The 15,662-nt window shown below is 55.0% G+C and carries 17 protein-coding genes; 10 read left to right on the forward strand and 7 right to left on the reverse strand.

The features are described from left to right. Positions 1 to 20 precede the first annotated feature (20 nt). The 5 genes from K7H94_RS10830 to K7H94_RS10850 form a co-directional block, all read right to left on the reverse strand. Complete coding sequence (locus K7H94_RS10830; RefSeq protein ID WP_058757636.1) at positions 21 to 311, reverse strand: hypothetical protein; 291 nt, start codon at positions 309 to 311, stop codon at positions 21 to 23. A 164-nt stretch (positions 312 to 475) separates the two neighbouring features. Continuing rightward, positions 476 to 721: a regulatory protein YcgZ gene (gene ycgZ / locus K7H94_RS10835; protein WP_021506325.1), complete on the reverse strand. Its 246-nt coding sequence runs from the start codon at positions 719 to 721 to the stop codon at positions 476 to 478. Between the two features lie 474 nt (positions 722 to 1,195). Continuing rightward, positions 1,196 to 1,381, reverse strand: a complete 186-nt coding sequence (locus tag K7H94_RS10840) for a con-10 family general stress protein (RefSeq protein ID WP_072209941.1) — start codon at positions 1,379 to 1,381, stop codon at positions 1,196 to 1,198. A 275-nt stretch (positions 1,382 to 1,656) separates the two neighbouring features. After that, positions 1,657 to 2,118, reverse strand: coding sequence for a DUF421 domain-containing protein (locus K7H94_RS10845; RefSeq protein WP_021506327.1), 462 nt, complete (start codon positions 2,116 to 2,118; stop codon positions 1,657 to 1,659). A 12-nt stretch (positions 2,119 to 2,130) separates the two neighbouring features. Next, entirely contained in the window at positions 2,131 to 2,637 is a 507-nt protein-coding gene (locus K7H94_RS10850; RefSeq protein ID WP_222951028.1) for a hypothetical protein, read from the reverse strand. A gap of 233 nt (positions 2,638 to 2,870) precedes the next feature. Between K7H94_RS10850 and K7H94_RS10855 the strand changes: the two genes are divergently transcribed. From K7H94_RS10855 to dcuR, 10 genes are all read left to right on the forward strand, one after another. After that, entirely contained in the window at positions 2,871 to 3,362 is a 492-nt protein-coding gene (locus K7H94_RS10855; RefSeq protein WP_058769659.1) for a nicotinamide-nucleotide amidohydrolase family protein, read from the forward strand. A 317-nt stretch (positions 3,363 to 3,679) separates the two neighbouring features. Next, on the forward strand, positions 3,680 to 3,847 hold the full coding sequence (locus tag K7H94_RS10860; RefSeq protein ID WP_021506330.1) for a con-10 family general stress protein: 168 nt from the start codon (positions 3,680 to 3,682) through the stop codon (positions 3,845 to 3,847). Positions 3,848 to 4,004: 157 nt separating this feature from the next. Next, the gene (locus K7H94_RS10865; protein WP_021506331.1) at positions 4,005 to 4,478 is read left to right on the forward strand and encodes a YciE/YciF ferroxidase family protein; all 474 of its coding nucleotides are present in this window, start codon (positions 4,005 to 4,007) and stop codon (positions 4,476 to 4,478) included. A 27-nt stretch (positions 4,479 to 4,505) separates the two neighbouring features. After that, positions 4,506 to 5,021: a ferritin-like domain-containing protein gene (locus K7H94_RS10870; protein WP_021506332.1), complete on the forward strand. Its 516-nt coding sequence runs from the start codon at positions 4,506 to 4,508 to the stop codon at positions 5,019 to 5,021. Positions 5,022 to 5,057: 36 nt separating this feature from the next. Beyond that, on the forward strand, positions 5,058 to 5,927 hold the full coding sequence (locus K7H94_RS10875) for a manganese catalase family protein (protein ID WP_058757631.1): 870 nt from the start codon (positions 5,058 to 5,060) through the stop codon (positions 5,925 to 5,927). 224 nt (positions 5,928 to 6,151) lie between these two features. After that, positions 6,152 to 7,420: a translesion error-prone DNA polymerase V subunit UmuC gene (gene umuC / locus K7H94_RS10880; RefSeq protein ID WP_058757630.1), complete on the forward strand. Its 1,269-nt coding sequence runs from the start codon at positions 6,152 to 6,154 to the stop codon at positions 7,418 to 7,420. 388 nt (positions 7,421 to 7,808) lie between these two features. Next, positions 7,809 to 8,234, forward strand: a complete 426-nt coding sequence (locus tag K7H94_RS10885) for a hypothetical protein (RefSeq protein WP_245001371.1) — start codon at positions 7,809 to 7,811, stop codon at positions 8,232 to 8,234. A gap of 347 nt (positions 8,235 to 8,581) precedes the next feature. Then, entirely contained in the window at positions 8,582 to 9,118 is a 537-nt protein-coding gene (gene msrA, locus K7H94_RS10890) for a peptide-methionine (S)-S-oxide reductase MsrA (RefSeq protein ID WP_059010355.1), read from the forward strand. Between the two features lie 114 nt (positions 9,119 to 9,232). Beyond that, positions 9,233 to 10,867: a sensor histidine kinase gene (locus tag K7H94_RS10895; RefSeq protein WP_058757628.1), complete on the forward strand. Its 1,635-nt coding sequence runs from the start codon at positions 9,233 to 9,235 to the stop codon at positions 10,865 to 10,867. Further along, positions 10,860 to 11,579, forward strand: coding sequence for a two-component system response regulator DcuR (gene dcuR / locus K7H94_RS10900; protein ID WP_021506339.1), 720 nt, complete (start codon positions 10,860 to 10,862; stop codon positions 11,577 to 11,579). The genes K7H94_RS10895 and dcuR overlap by 8 nt, the downstream gene beginning before the upstream one ends. Here the strand turns inward: dcuR and K7H94_RS10905 are convergent. Continuing rightward, the gene (locus tag K7H94_RS10905) at positions 11,573 to 12,538 is read right to left on the reverse strand and encodes an FAD:protein FMN transferase (RefSeq protein WP_222951029.1); all 966 of its coding nucleotides are present in this window, start codon (positions 12,536 to 12,538) and stop codon (positions 11,573 to 11,575) included. The genes dcuR and K7H94_RS10905 overlap by 7 nt on opposite strands. Positions 12,539 to 12,588: 50 nt before the next feature. Beyond that, positions 12,589 to 15,369: a flavocytochrome c gene (locus tag K7H94_RS10910; protein ID WP_021506341.1), complete on the reverse strand. Its 2,781-nt coding sequence runs from the start codon at positions 15,367 to 15,369 to the stop codon at positions 12,589 to 12,591. Between the last annotated feature and the right edge of the window lie 293 nt (positions 15,370 to 15,662).

The raw sequence follows: 15,662 nt of genomic DNA on the forward strand, positions 1-15,662 counted from the left end.
GATTATAATTTAACGGTCAGTTAATGCTTGCGGCTGCCGCCAGCCTGACCGTTGTGGCCAAACAGTGGATGCACGTTATCGCGATCCGGTTGTTCGCCACGCCGCTTTTGTCCAGCCGTCATGCTCGACCGGACTTCATCGATTGCCGTGCGAATCGCAGCCGCCTGCGCATCATCGCTGGCCTGCTGCTGCATAATGTGGAGCTCATCCAGCAACGCCTGGGTGGTGACTGGCCCGGAACGCTGCAGCAGCGTTAACGCCGCTTCGCCGATGATCTCATCAATAAGAGTCTGGTATTCGCTTCTGTTCATATCACAATAAATCTCTGCATGCTGCCTGCCCCGACCGGGAACGCGACAGAAAAACAGCGCCACTATGCCGCAGCGCGATACAGCCCGTCACAAGTCATACATGCAGTGATACGTTATCAGAATGGCGTTTTCGTGTGTACAACCTGGACGCTTTCGCTTCGCTCTCAGCTTTCACGCTCAAACAGCAGGCCAATCAGCTGGTGATAGTGGTGCTCTTCTTCCGTAGTAGAAGCGAGCTCCAGACGACGCAGCAGCTTAGTACACAGCGATTTACGGTTCAGATTACGGCCTTCACGCAGGATTTCGACCACGACCTGGCCCAGCGTCTCCTGCTGCGAAGGCAGCGTGGCTTTGCTAAAATAGTTGGCAATCGCCTCGACTGAGTTCGGAGTGTATCCGTTCTGGCGCATAAGTGACTCCCGTTAACATTAAGTTGTCAGAAAAATGTTCTGGCTAAGTTGTACAAGTTTTTCAAAATCTGTACAAGAGGATAAACAACTGAATGGGGGATTTTTGTTGCAAAAAGTGCTACCGAAAAGTTATTAAACCAAGCATAAAGTGAAATTTTTTAACATCGCCGCTGCCCGATCAGGTCCACACAAATAATGAGTCGCTGGCGTATTTCGTCATTATCAGTGCTACCAAATCTGCCTTTCGCTTATTTCCTCTCGCGCTGATAATCGTTACTGGTGGTTGCAGCCGTTGCGCTTAATATGCACTGCCGCATGTCATTCTTTAGTACCCTGCGGCGCGGCCGCTGATAATACAAAATGCGTGCGGCGCAATGGTTCACTCCCTGAATTGCGCCGCTGCGTTAGCGATTAAGACTGCCTGCATGGCATCTTAAGGATTACGCTGACTGCATTTACCTTAAAGAAGGCGGTTTAAGCTTCCGCCGTTGCGGTTTTGCCGCGGCGACTCACTTTTCCACCGCGCCTGCCCGCTTCTACTGCCCTTTCCGGACAGTTTTTAAAATTCCCGCTGCTGACGCTGCCGCCTTTTTTACCCGCTTCGCGAGCACGCTCGGTATTTTCTGCAAAATTACCTGCACCACCACGTCGTTGTGTCATATGTCACCCCATTGATTAAAATAATTAAGCAGTTAAACGACAGAATATCTCCACACAGAAACAATATGGATGGGATTGGCGATAAAACAACATTTAATATGCATATTTGCGCCGACAAAAAGCCATGCGCAAATGGTTATTTTCACCGCTGCGCTTATAGCGGATTGCTTGTAAAGATTTTTTCTCAAACTTGTACAAAATAATTTTAGTGGTATAAAATCAATTAATTAACAAAAATGTGATCCACATCACAAACAAGTATTGAGAGATTGTTGCTATTTTTCAGTTTTATCTGAATTTTCCGGGATGATGGAAATATGACCGCTTACTTCCAGCACCGCGTATTTAATTTGATCGATGCGTTCCAGCCCCTGCCCTGAACGGGCGGCTTCGAGGATATCTTCCCGACTGATGCCCGACATTTTTAGCCGCTGCGTTAATATCCGGCCATGCTCCACCAGAATCAGCGGCCCACCCTCCGCCATTTGTTCAAATAGCGGGAAGCGCGCTTTGAGTTTGCCCAGCACGATATCAATGGTGATTAAGGTAATGATGGTGAGGCTGGCACCGGTAACGGAAAAGTCATCACCCAGCAACGCCTGCTGTGTGGCTTCGCTAATAATCAGCAGCAGAATCAAATCGAATGAGGTCATTTGCAGCAGCGTGCGTCGACCGGCAATTTTAAATACCACCATTAACAACAGATAAATGGCGGCTGCGCGTAGTACCGTTTCCATAACGTTCTCCTTTTACGGGTAAATCCACTGCGATACCTTTACCGGTACCTGATGATTGACGTGCACGCTCAGCGCCACCCGCCCCGCCGCCTGCGGCTGAAGCCCCAGCCAGATCACATGACCTTCTGCCGCCTCGCTGGCGTAAGTCAGCTGCAGCGTGTTATCCCGCGTGATGGCCTGCTGTGGCTGTGGCTGTAGCGTCTGGATCTGCAAATCGTCTAACGCGCCGCTGCCCAGCGTGACGGTGAAACGTTCGCCGCTCTGCGGTGCCACGCGAATCCGCAGGTTCATATTGCTGTCGATGCGACCAAAACGTTCATAGCGCAGGCTGACGGAACCATCAGCCGACTGCGCCTGCCCGTCACTTAATATGCCTTTGGAAAACAGCCCGCAGGCACCCAGGATCACAATCACCATTAGCACGTATTCACCGATACGCTGTATAACGCTCTCCCTGCGTTGCCAGCGCATATCCTCCTGTACCGGATAATCACGGCTGGCTAACTCATCTTTCTTCATGGCGTTATTCCTCTTACAGTTAATTAGCTGACATCTTATCGCTACGGTTATTCCCTCTTCGTTCTAAATTTTAAGCTTAGCGGTAAACGCCGGGAGCTTCGGTAACAGTTTAATTCGGCTGAGCAGCGGTGCAGAAATTACGCCTATAATTCGGATGCACGCCACTGGCAATGCCTGTGAGCAGCGCCAGAGACGGCGTTTTATTAATTTCACTCTGACAAGGAATACAGAATATGGATGAAGAACTGGTTAATTTAGCGACCGAAGTGGGTAATAAATTACTGGCCGCCGGCCTGAGCGTCACCACCGCCGAATCCTGCACCTCTGGCTGGGTCGGTTCCGCGCTGGCAGCCGCCAGCGACAGTAGCCGCTTTTACAGCAGCGGCTTTATTACTTACACCAATCAGGCGAAGCAGCGCGTGCTGGGCGTCAGCGCGGAGACACTGGCGCGTGATACCGCCGTCAGTGAAGCCGCGGTACGGGAGATGGCCTGCGGCGCGAAAAAGCTCTCCGGGGATACGCTGGCTATTGCCGTCAGTGGCTATGCCGGCCCGGACGGCGGTGAGGACGGCACGCCAGCCGGCACCGTGTGGTTTGCATGGTGCCTGGCAGATGGCAGCGTGCACACCAGCCGGCAGTGGTTTTCAGGTGAAGGTGAAGAAGTGGTGCGCAAAGCGACCCTTTTTAGTCTGGCGGAATTGAACCGTCTGCTCGACGCTATTTAACGCCGCTTCGCCGTTCAATGATTAAACGTAAATAAATAAGCCGGGCGGATAGAATTCCCACCGGAGGATAATGTGTTGAGCATAAATAATCATCAGGCAGGTTAAAAGCGAGGCCGTAATATTTATCGGCTCGCTAAAAATAGCGTGGTTATTTTAAGCCACAATCTCCAGCCTTCTCATCCATATAGCGTTAGCGAGGCGTGAAAAATATAGCCGTCGCGCTTGTCAGTGAGGCAGCCTGCATTAGTATTAAGTGTGCAAAACATGCATGGCGGCAGATGCGTCATGTTATTTATTACTCATCACGAGGTAATAGTATGACAGAGCATAGAGGCGGTTCAGGTAATTTCGCAGAAGACAAAGAGAAAGCATCTGAAGCGGGTAAAAAAGGCGGACAAAACAGCGGCGGTAATTTCAAAAACGACCGTGAGAAAGCGTCCGAAGCCGGCAAAAAAGGCGGACAGAATAGCCATCGCGATTCCTGATGCGCTGTAACGCAGAGTAAGGAATGTCTCGGAGCAGGGAATGCTCCGTCATCAACAGGATGACAGGGATTTATTGCTTCGTTTCATTCCCTCTCTTAATCGCGTTATCACTTAATGGCTTCAGCCTCCCGTTAATCACCGATTCGGAGAATATTCCATGAAAGTTAAATCGCTACTCGATCTTTTTATTCACGATCTTTCGGACGTTTACAGCGCGGAGAAACAGATCACCCGTGCGTTACCCAAACTGGTCCGGGCAGCCTCCGATGAAAGTTTAAAAAACGCTTTTCAGCAACATCTGGAAGAGACCCAGGGACAAATTGAGCGCCTCGATCAGGTCGTAGAGAGCCACGATGAGCTGCGCATCATGCGTATGAAGTGCCATGCACTGGAAGGCCTGGTAGAAGAAGCGCAGGAGCTAATTGAATCCACCGAAGCCGGCCCGGTGCGCGATGCTGGCCTGATCGGCGCGGCGCAGAAGGTTGAGCACTATGAAATCGCCACTTACGGCACGCTGGTGGCCATGGCGAAAAAGCTGGAGCTTAACCAGGCTGCAGAGTTGCTGGCCGCCACATTAGCCGAAGAAAAATCCACCGATGAAAAACTCACGGATATCGCGGAAAAGCAGTAACGCGACTGCCGTACAACGGAGGTAGATATGACGACCACATCCGCACTTTCGCATTATCACGACTGGCTGCGCGACGCTCATGCCATGGAAAAACAGGCCGAAACCATGCTCGAGCAGATGGCAAAACGCCTGGAAAACTACCCGCAGCTGCGTGCACGCATTGAGCAGCACATCGAAGAAACCCGTCAGCAGCAGTCTTTGCTGGAATCCATTCTCGACCGTCACGGCATCTCCCACTCCAGCGTGAAAGACGTTATGGGGAAAATGGCTGCCATGGGCCAGGCCTTCGGCGGTACCTTCGCGGAAGACGAAGTGGTGAAAGGCGCTATCAGCGGCTACGTGTTCGAGAATGCCGAGATTGGCAGCTACACCAGCCTGATCAGCGCCGCCACGCGTGCCGGGGATCAGGAGAGCGTGGCCATTCTCAAACAGATCTGTGAGCAGGAGATCGCGATGGCGGACTGGATGTTAACGCACATGCCTGAACTGACCGATCAGTTCCTGCTGCGCAGCGAAGACCCGGACGCGAAAGCGAAACGCTGATTTTCTCTTTTCGTAAGAGACTTTTTGAGGTGAGCTATGTTTCGACACGTTAAGAAACTGCAGTACACGGTGCGCGTCAGTGCGCCGAACCCGGGCCTGGCCAATCTGCTGTTAGAGCAGTTTGGCGGTCCGCAGGGCGAACTGGCTGCGGCCATGCGCTATTTTACCCAGGGCCTCGGCGATGAGGATTTAGGACGCCGCGACCTGCTGATGGATATCGCTACCGAAGAGCTCAGCCATCTTGAGATTATCGGCTCGCTGGTTGGCATGCTTAATAAAGGTGCCAAAGGCAAGCTGGCCGAAGGCACTGAAGAGGAAGGCGAACTGTATCGCTCAATCACGGGTGCCGGTAACGATAGCCATCTGACTTCGATTCTTTATGGCGGTGGTCCGCCGCTGACCAACTCCGGCGGCGTGCCGTGGACCGCGGCTTACGTGGATACCATCGGGGAAGTGACGGCGGATTTGCGTTCTAATATCGCCGCCGAAGCACGCGCCAAAATCATCTATGAACGTCTGATCAACGTCACTGACGATGTCGGCGTGAAGGATGCGTTAGGCTTCCTGATGACGCGTGAAGCCGCGCACCAGCTTTCATTTGAGAAAGCGCTGTACTCCATTCGCGACAACTTCCCACCGGGCAAGCTGCCGCCAATTGAGCAGTATGCGCACAACTACTACAACATGTCAGAAGGTGATGACGTGCGTGGTAGCTGGAACTCCGATGATAACTTCGATTATGTGGCCGATCCGCAACCGGCGGTGGATGGCGGCGATGGTCTGCCCTCCGTGACACTGTCGCCGGATGAGCAGCGCGACATTGACGCGCTGGCCGCACGCACCGCGTCCGATCCGCTGATCGATCCGATCACCGGGGCAGAAGCGGGCAGCAAGAAGGCGCCCTGACTTTCAGTCAGACCAGGCAGTGACACGTTTTTTCTCGCGCAGTAACTGGCCCCTGGCCCACGGCGTTTCCCTGACGGGAACGCCGTTTTTTTCGTCCTGCTATCTGTAACCACCCTGTTCTTTTCCCCACCAGCAACCTGGCCGGACAGATCGATTTCTGCTTCTCATTTTTACTGCATCTGACCTATACTGTTTTTATATACAGTATTTTCGGGGTGCCGATGATGTATGCATTGGTCGACGTAAACTCTTTCTACGCCAGCTGCGAAACCGTGTTTCGCCCGGATCTGCGCGGCAGGCCGATCGTGGTGCTGTCAAACAATGATGGCTGCATTATCTCGCTGAGCCGCGAAGCGAAGGCGCTCGGCATCAAAATGGGTGCGCCCTGGTTTAAACATCGCGACGAGCTGATGCGTCATCAGGTGGTGGTGTTTTCATCTAACTATGCGCTGTACGGCAACATGTCGGCGCGCGTGATGGAGACGCTCGACCGGCTGGCACCGCGCGTGGACGTCTATTCGATTGACGAGGCCTTTCTTGATGTCAGCGGAATTGAAGGCTACACCTCGCTGACGCGCTTTGGAGAGCAGGTACGTGACTGCCTGTGGAAAGAGACGCACCTGAAAGTGGGCGTCGGCATCGCGCCAACGAAAACCCTCGCCAAGCTGGCTAACTGGGCGGCCAAACGCTGGACCAAAGCCGAAAACGTCATGGACCTCTCGGATCCGGCGCGCCAGCGCGGACTGATGCAGCGGGTGGGCGTAGAGGAAGTGTGGGGCGTCGGCCGCCGTTTATCTAACAAGCTGAACCTGATGGGCATTCAAACCGCTCTGCAGCTGGCGGAGACCCCCACTGCGCTGATCCGCAAGCATTTCGGCGTGGTGCTGGAGCGCACCGTGCGCGAGTTGCGCGGCGAACCGTGCCTGGCGTTTGAAGAGGTGATTCCGCACCGGCAGAATATCCTCTGCTCGCGCTCGTTTGGCGATCGCATTACCGATTATCAGGATATGCGCGAAGCCATCGCCAGCTATGCGGCACGCGCAGCGGAGAAACTGCGCAGCGAGCGTCAGTACTGCCGCTACATCGGCACCTTTATCCGCACCAGCCCGCACGATCCGCATCAGCCCTACTATGCCAATGCCGCCAGCCAGACGCTGATTACCCCTACCGCCGACAGCCGCGACATCATTCAGGCCACGCTCAACTGCCTGGATCGCATCTGGATCCCCGGCAAGCGCTACCTGAAAGGCGGCGTGATGCTGGGAGACTTCTTCAGCGACGGGGTGGCGCAGCTTGATCTGTTTGCTGACTATCAGCCGCGCCGTAACAGCGATCAGTTGATGGCGCTGATGGATAAGATCAACGCTCACCAGCGCGGTGCCTTGTGGTTTGCCGGTCAGGGCATCCAGAAACCCTGGGCGATGAAACGCGACATGCTGTCTCCGGCTTACACCACGCGTATTAGTGACGTGCCGCGCGTGAAGGCAAAGTGACTTAACCTCTCTCCCGAGGCAACCCTGAACCTGTCACGCTGCGCGGAATAATCGCAAGGCGGCGGGAGAGAAAATTGATAATTCACACCAATCGATACGCGATTAATGATGAAATTAATTTACAGATAATTAATCAATATCGGGCGCTAACGAATACAGCACTTAATGCTTAAACTTCACTGCCCTGAATAGCCGGCGCTATTTTTAAATCACTGAAAATTTATTGCCGGCGCATAACCACAAAAACAAACCCATATCAAAAGGTTAGCCGCAATTGAAATTGCCACATCAGCAAAATGAGATAAAGCGCACCATTATAATATTGCGTAGCCCTTAATGCCGTGATATTTAAATCTGGACTTTACAATAAACTTACAAAGAGGGAAAAATGAAAATTAACCTTATGGGTTTAATGGTGATGCTCGTTATCCTGTTAAGCGGATGTTCGTCGACGGGGGGTGAGGATAAATACAGCGCGACCTACGTTCAGTCACACATTAAAGAAGGGAAAACCACCAAGGCGGAAGTGCAGCAGCTTTATGGTGTCCCGGATGATAATCAAAAATCCTCTCAGGGCACCACCTGGATTTACGAGAAAAATGCGGATTACAGCAGCGCCTCTTCGCTGCTGGGCTACATCCCGGGAGCGGGAGCGGTATCCGGCGCGTTAGGTATGGCAAACTCAGCAAGTGAAGTATCCTCTACGGCAGGCAAAATGGCAGATAAACGTAGTGGAAATACCGAAATACACGGTAATAGGCTCTATATCACATTCAATAATAGCGATATTGTAGACTACTGGAATATCCGTTAATCCGCACCGACAGAAAGTCATTTCCCTGACGCGGCTCAGCTGAGCCGCGTTATTCTATTTAAACAAGAATATTATCTGCTTCGGATCAGCCGGGCTATTACGCGCAAAATAAACCACGACATCTCACCGCTGAATAACGTTTTATCGCGCAGGTAAAAGCGCCGCTGGCAGATCGGCTGGCGTTTGCATCAATGCTGCACCCGTGCGGCGCACATCGTCTGCGCGCAATGGCAAGGCGCTACAGACTTAGCCGCGCAAGGTTGCGCCAGAAATGTTAACAGAAAGCGGCTTGAATTCAGCGTGCTGAACCCCCACTCTAACGCTTTCGCCCTGACAGGAGTAAAACAATGGCAACCGAATATGCGATTATCGCGGGTGGCTGTTTCTGGTGCACCGAAGCAGTATTCAAAGATGTGATTGGCGTCGAGTCAGTCGAAAGTGGTTACACCGGCGGTGAACGTCCTAATCCTACCTACGAGCAGGTGTGCAGCGGTGCGACCGGCCACGCCGAAGCGATTCGCGTAGGCTTCGATCCGGAGAAAGTGAGCTACGGCGATCTGCTGGACATCAGCTTTGCCACCCACGATCCCACCCAGCTGAACCGTCAGGGTAATGATGTCGGCACCCAGTACCGTTCGGCGATTTTCCCGGCTAACGCGGAGCAGGAAGCCGAAGCGATTGCGGCGATTGCCCGCGCGCAGGAAGATCACAGCGAGCCGGTGGTGACCACTATCGAGCCGCTGAAAGCCTGGTACCCGGCAGAAGATTATCATCAGGATTACTGGGATGGCGCGGGTCAGCGCAACGGTTACTGCCTGGCGGTGATCCCGCCGAAGCTGCAGAAACTGCGTAAAAGCTTCGCGAACCGGGTGAAACAGGCCTAACCCGCCCGCTCTCCCCCACGGAAGGTCGTCATCGCTGACGGCCTTCCTGCATTTAGCGCGACCCGCTGCGGATTATCCGTCATAATAGCCCCCCGTTTTCCGCAGAGCACGACCATGATCTCACCACAGCAAGCCACGCCGGTGCGCAGGCGACCGATGAAGCTCAACACCCTGGTAACGCTGATGCTCAGCGCGGTGATTGTGCTGGTGCTGCTGAGCGTACACATGTTTTATTTCTTCCAGATTGGCGCCGCGACGCGCAGCCAGCTCGAGGATAAAGCCATGGCGGTGGCGCGTACGCTGGCGAAATCACCCGAAATTCAGCAGGCGCTGCGCCTGCCGCCCGACCGGGCCGCTATCCAGCCCATCGCCAAAGCGGTGGAAGAGAGCAATAATCTGCTGTTTATCAGCATCACCAACATGGATGGCATCCGCTACTCACACCGTAATCCGGAGCTGGTGGGCAAACACTTTATCGGCCCGGACATCGAACCGGCGCTGCGCGGCAACGAGAATGTCTCCGTGAATCAGGGCTCGCTGGCCAAATCGCTGCGCGTGTTTACCCAGGTGTATGACGCCCAGCAGCGGCAGATTGGCGTGGTGGCCATTGGCATCTCGCTGGAGGCGGTCACCGACCAGATCAACCAGAGTCGCTGGAGTATTCTGTGGACCATTCTGATCGGTACATTTGCCGGCGCAGTTGGCACCTTTATTCTGGTGCGCGTGCTGAAGCGCATCCTGTTCGGCCTTGAGCCTTACGAAATTTCCACCCTGTTTGAGCAGCGCCAGGCGATCCTTAACTCCGTCAAGGAAGGCGTGGTGGCGATGGACGATCAGGGCGAGGTGACGCTGGTCAATCAGGCGGCGCGCCAGCTGCTGAGCGATAAAATGGGCAGCAGCGTGGTGAGTACCGCGCGCATTTATGATGCCTCGGTGATCGACCAGCATCTGCAGGAAGTGCTCAACGGCGGTCGCGCACGGCGCGATGAGGAGCTCAACGTCAATGGCCGACTGCTGCTGAGCAACACCGTGCCGGTGCGCAGTCAGGGACGCATTATCGGCGCGGTCTGCACCTTCAGGGACAAGACCGAAATCAGCCAGCTGATGCAGCGTCTGACCGGCATGGTAAACTATGTTGATGCCCTGCGTGAGCGCTCGCACGAGTTCATGAATAAGTTGCATGTGATCCTCGGCCTGCTGCACATGAAAAATTATGCGCAGGTAGAAGCCTATATTCTGAAGACCGCTAATAACTATCAGACGGAAATCGGCTTCCTGCTGGAGAAGATCAAATCACCGGTGATTGCCGGTTTTCTGCTCAGCAAAATTAACCGCGCCTCTGATTGCGGCCATCGCCTGACCATCAGCGATGCCAGTTACCTGCCGGACAGCGGCAACGAGCAGCAAATGGCGGCGCTGATCACCGTGGTCGGCAACCTGGTGGAGAATGCGCTGGATGCGATGAGCGAGCAGACCGAGGGCGAAATCCACGTCATGCTGCACTACCAGAACGGCTGGCTGACCTGTGAAGTGAGCGATGACGGACCGGGCATTGCGCCGCAGCATCTGGCAACCGTGTTCGACAAGGGCTTCTCCACCAAAGGCGAGGATCGCGGGGTCGGCCTGTTCCTGCTGAAACAGCAGACGGAGCACCTCGGCGGCAGCGTCAGCGTGGAGTCCGAGCCCGGCGTGTTCACCCAATTTTTAGTCCAACTTCCGTGGGATGGAGGAACCAAACCGCATGATTAACGTGTTAGTGGTCGACGATGACGCCATGGTGGCCGAGCTGAACCGCAGCTTTATCGGCCAGGTGCCGGGCTTTCACTGCGTGGGTACCGCCGCGACGCTGCAGCAGGCGCGCGAGTTCCTGTTTAATAGCGAAACGCCGATCGACCTGGTGCTGCTGGATATCTATATGCAGCAGGAGAACGGGCTCGATCTGCTGCCAGAGCTGCGCCAGGCGCAGAGTTCAGTGGAAGTGATCATCATTTCGTCAGCGGCCGACGCGGAGAATATCAAAACCTCGCTGCACTACGGCGTAGTCGACTACCTGATCAAACCGTTCCAGTTCCCGCGTTTTGAAGAGGCGCTGACCGGCTGGCGGCAGAAAAAATCGCTGATGGATAACCAGCACTACTATCAGCAATCGGATCTCGATCTGCTGATGCACGGCAGCCCGGCCACCCAGCACGACAACAAACGGCTGCCGAAAGGCTTAACGCCGCAGACGCTGCGCACGCTGTGTCAGTGGATTGACGCCCATCCCGGCCATGAATTTTCCACCGACGAGCTGGCGGCCGAAGTGAACATTTCACGCGTTTCGTGTCGCAAATACCTGATCTGGCTGGCGCAGATTAATATTCTGTTCACCAGCATTCACTACGGTGCCACCGGCCGCCCGGTGTATCGCTATCGCCTGCAGCCGGAGTACCATTCGCTGCTGCAGCAGTACTGTCAGTGACGCAGCTGCCAGCTGAAATCCAGCTGGCTGAAGCGGAAATGGCGCGCCGGCGAGCAGATAATCTGCCGATCGCGGGTGACAAACACCGCGTCGATATCAGGCTGGCCGGCGAGATACGCCAGCCCCTGCTCTACGCCCATGCCGTACAGCAGCGTGGTATAGATATCGCCATCCAGCGAGCGATCGGCAATCACCGTCACGCTCAATAACTGATTGTCCAGCGGATAGCCGGTGCGCGGATCAAAGATGTGATGCCAGCAGCGGCCGTCGCGTTCAAAGTAGCGCTCATAAATCCCGGACGTCACCACCGATTTGCCCTGCACCTGCAGCGTCCCCAGCAGCTCATCGTCCCGGCCAAACGGTTTTTTGAGCCCGATGCCCCAGCCCTGCGGCTGATGCGGCGGGCTGCCGAGCGTCTGCACATTGCCACCGAGATTAATCAGCGCCTGCGCAACACCCTGCTGACGCAGAAATGCCTGCACCACATCGGCGATGTAGCCTTTCGCGATGGCGCCCAGATCGATCTCCATGCCCGGCAGCGGCAGAAACACCGAGCGCTGTTCGGCATCCAGCACTACCTGATGCGGATCGGTCAGGCGCAGCAGCGTCTCAATCTCCGCTGCGGGCGGCACTTCACGCCCCTGAAAACCAATCTTCCAGCGTTTCACCACCGGACCGATGGTGAAGTTAAACGCGCTGTCCGGCAGGATGCTCACCGCGTGCGCCACGCTAATCAGCGCAAAAACCGGCGCGCTCACCACCACCGGATGGCGTCCGGCGGCGTGATTAATGGCCATCACTTCGGATTCGGCGCGGTTGACGGTAAACAGGTTTTCCTGCTGTTTGATCAGGCGAAAGACCTGGCTGGCGAGCGTGGGATTGTCTTCGAACAGTTTGAGCAGAATGGGCGAACCCATGAGGACGGCAGAATAGGAATGGACGCCAGCGTCGCTTGTCATTGTGGCCCCGCAAGAGAACGATGCCCGCAGGGCGCGGGCATCGTGATAGCTTAGTTACCTAACGCCAGTTTAGCGGCATTACGGCCCGCTTTGATACCAAAGATAATGATATCGGCGACGGCGTTACCGCCGATGCGGTTCGCACCGTGGATGCCGCCGACCACTTCACCCGCCGCCCAGGCACCAGGAATCACCTGTTTCTGCGCGTCAAGCACCGCAGTCTCGGTGTTGATGGTCACGCCGCCCATGGTGTGGTGCACGCCCGGTGCGATACGAATCGCGAAGAACGGACCCTGATTGAGCGGATGACGCAGCGCGGTGGCACGGCCAAAGTCTTCGTCTTTCTGGTTAATCACAAACTCATTGTAACGGCCCAGCGTGCTTTGCAGCGTTTCCTGATCCATGTTGAGTTTCACCGCCAGCTCGTGTGGCGTTGGCGCGCTAATCACAAAGCCTTTGGCGATGTATTCGTCCGCCGCTTTGTTGTTGGCACGTACCTGCTCATCGAACACGATCCACGCGCTTTTTTCCGGCAGCGCGATAATCTCGGCAGAAACTTTGTCACGGGTTTCCATTTCATTGTAGAAACGCTTACCGGCCTGGCTGACCAGAATCGCCCCGCCGCCGCGCATCGCTTCGGAAATCAGGTACGAGGTGGTCTGCTCAACCGTTGGGTGAATCTGGATTTCGCCCATGTCGACAGTCTCGGCGCCAATTTTCTGCAGCATGGCGATACCGCTTCCGGTGGCGCCTTTGTGGTTGGTGGTGACGAAACCATCCAGCTCCGGACGGTATTTCACCACCATCTCGCGGTTGGCGCTGAAGCCACCGGTGGCCACAATCACGCTTTTCGCATTCAGGATGCGGCTGTCGTTGTACTCATCGACCACTTTCACGCCGGTCACCGCACCGTTTTCAAACAGGATCTCGGCCACTGAGGTTTCCAGCAGCACTTCGATGTTGCGCTGGTTAACATTTTTCACCAGGCCGCTAATCAGGAAGCCGCCCACCGCCGAGCGATCTTCCGGACGGTGCGTACGGTCAATGCTCATGCCGCCGGTGATGGTGATATCGCTCAGCTCAATGTCTTTCGCCGCCAGCCACTCAATGGCTTCTGGCGCACGCTCAACGAACTCACGCAGCAGCACCGGGTTGTTTTTGAATTTGCCGCCTTTCAGCGTTTCCTCGTAGAACAGCTCTTTGCTGTCTTCGATGCCTTTCAGTTTCTGATAACGGGTTTCCGCCGCGTTCATCCCCACCGACGCTTTGATGGTGTTACCACCAATGGTGGGCATCTTCTCAATGATCACCACGCGCGCGCCGTCATCGTGCGCCTGAATCGCCGCCGCCAGACCGGCCCCGCCGGTACCAACCACCACCACATCGTAATTGACCGGCGCATTCGGGTTACCGCCCTCTTCAATCACATACTCTTTGCTGGAGGTAGTGAGCGCGCGCGATACTGCTTTCTTCAGCGCCTCACTCTGCGTGGTAGCACCGGTGATGGCATCGACGTGCGGACTGTTCGCCACCAGAATACGTTCACGCAGGCTTTCAAAGGTGCTGGTGAAATCGACGTCGAGGTTAGGATCCGGCACCAGCGAAATGTCGGTGATACGGTCGGTGTCGAGCGTTACGTTGATTTTCAGCTTCAGCGCTTCGGCTTCCACTTTCGCCTGGTAAACGCCGGCTTTGTACTTGCGATGGCCATCGCTGACGTCACGGATCATCGCATCCACCAGCGAGAAGCGCCACAGCGGTTCCGGAATGGTCAGCGCTTCGCGTTTGGTGCTGTCGATGTACAGATCCATGTGCTCGTTTTTGATGATGCGATCGGCCCAGTCCGGATAGGCAATACAGGCTTTACCAATCGCCACCAGATCGAAGCCCGAGGCCAGCGCCAGTTCGGCATCCTCTTTATTCACCACGCCGCCAACGCCAATCACCGGCACTTTCGCCAGCGTTGCCGAGCGCTGTTCAATGTATTTGCTGATTAACGGCGTCGGATCCTGGGTGTCGACAATCGACGGACGCAGCAGCTGGCCGACAGAGAAGTGCACGTAATCCAGCCCGCGCGCCGCCAGTTTTTCCAGCAGGTACAGCGTGTCGTCCCAGCGGATACCGGGCACTTCCAGCTCTTCCGGCGAGAAGCGATAGCCGATGATGAAATCCGCTGCGGCGAAGCGCTCCGCCATTTTGTGGGTAATTTCCAGCACTTCCAGCGGGAAGCGCGCGCGGTTGTCGCGGCTGCCGCCCCATTTGTCGTCGCGCTGGTTAGAGTTAGGCGAGTAGAACTGCTGAATCAGGTAGGTGTTAGCGCCGTGGATCTCCACGCCGTCAAAGCCGGCTTTGATGGCGCGGTTCACCGCATCACCAAACTTGGTGATCATCACCTCCACTTCTTCCGCCGTCAGCGCCTGCGGGGTGCTGGCACCTTCACGCGGTGCGGCGATAGCGCTGGGTGCGACCGGGGTTTTCCCGCCGATCAGCGCCGGCTCAACCATGCGGCCACCGTGGTAAATCTGCAGAATGGCTTTAGATCCCTGGGACTTGATGGCGTGCGCGATTCTGGCCAGGCCAGGGATTTTGTTGTCGCTGTCGATGCCGATAGCGCCCGGGAACGCCGGACCGCGGTTATCGATAAAGGCGCACTCGACGATCACGGTGCCGATGCTGCCGGCACGCACGCGATAATACTCAACGAGATCGCTGGTCACGCCGCCGTCGTAATAGCCGGTACAGGTGGTCATCGGGGCCATCACCAGGCGGTTTTTCAGCACCGCCCCTTTCGGTAATGTCAGCGGATTAAGAATCGGGGTGAGCGTATTCATGATGAGCAACTCCAGAATTAAGAAATCGTGTATTCAATTCTTTGGCAGTTCGGAGGTCTTTATAATTAATTTAAGTGGTCCGACTTCATGGTATAAATATACAATTTTATTTAGTTACATAACCCAGAATGTTAGTTATATAAGTTTTACGCGTTAAAATACTTTTTATTGCTCATTGCTGAAATCCGCGCTCCGCTAAGTTTTAACCAATACTTGACAAAAATCAACTTTTTCCTTACATTTAAAACAAATAAAGTAATATCAAAGAGATAAAAAGCACCTTTCGCCCGATT

This window comes from Pantoea dispersa, from assembly GCF_019890955.1.
In the GTDB taxonomy this organism is placed as follows: domain Bacteria; phylum Pseudomonadota; class Gammaproteobacteria; order Enterobacterales; family Enterobacteriaceae; genus Pantoea; species Pantoea dispersa.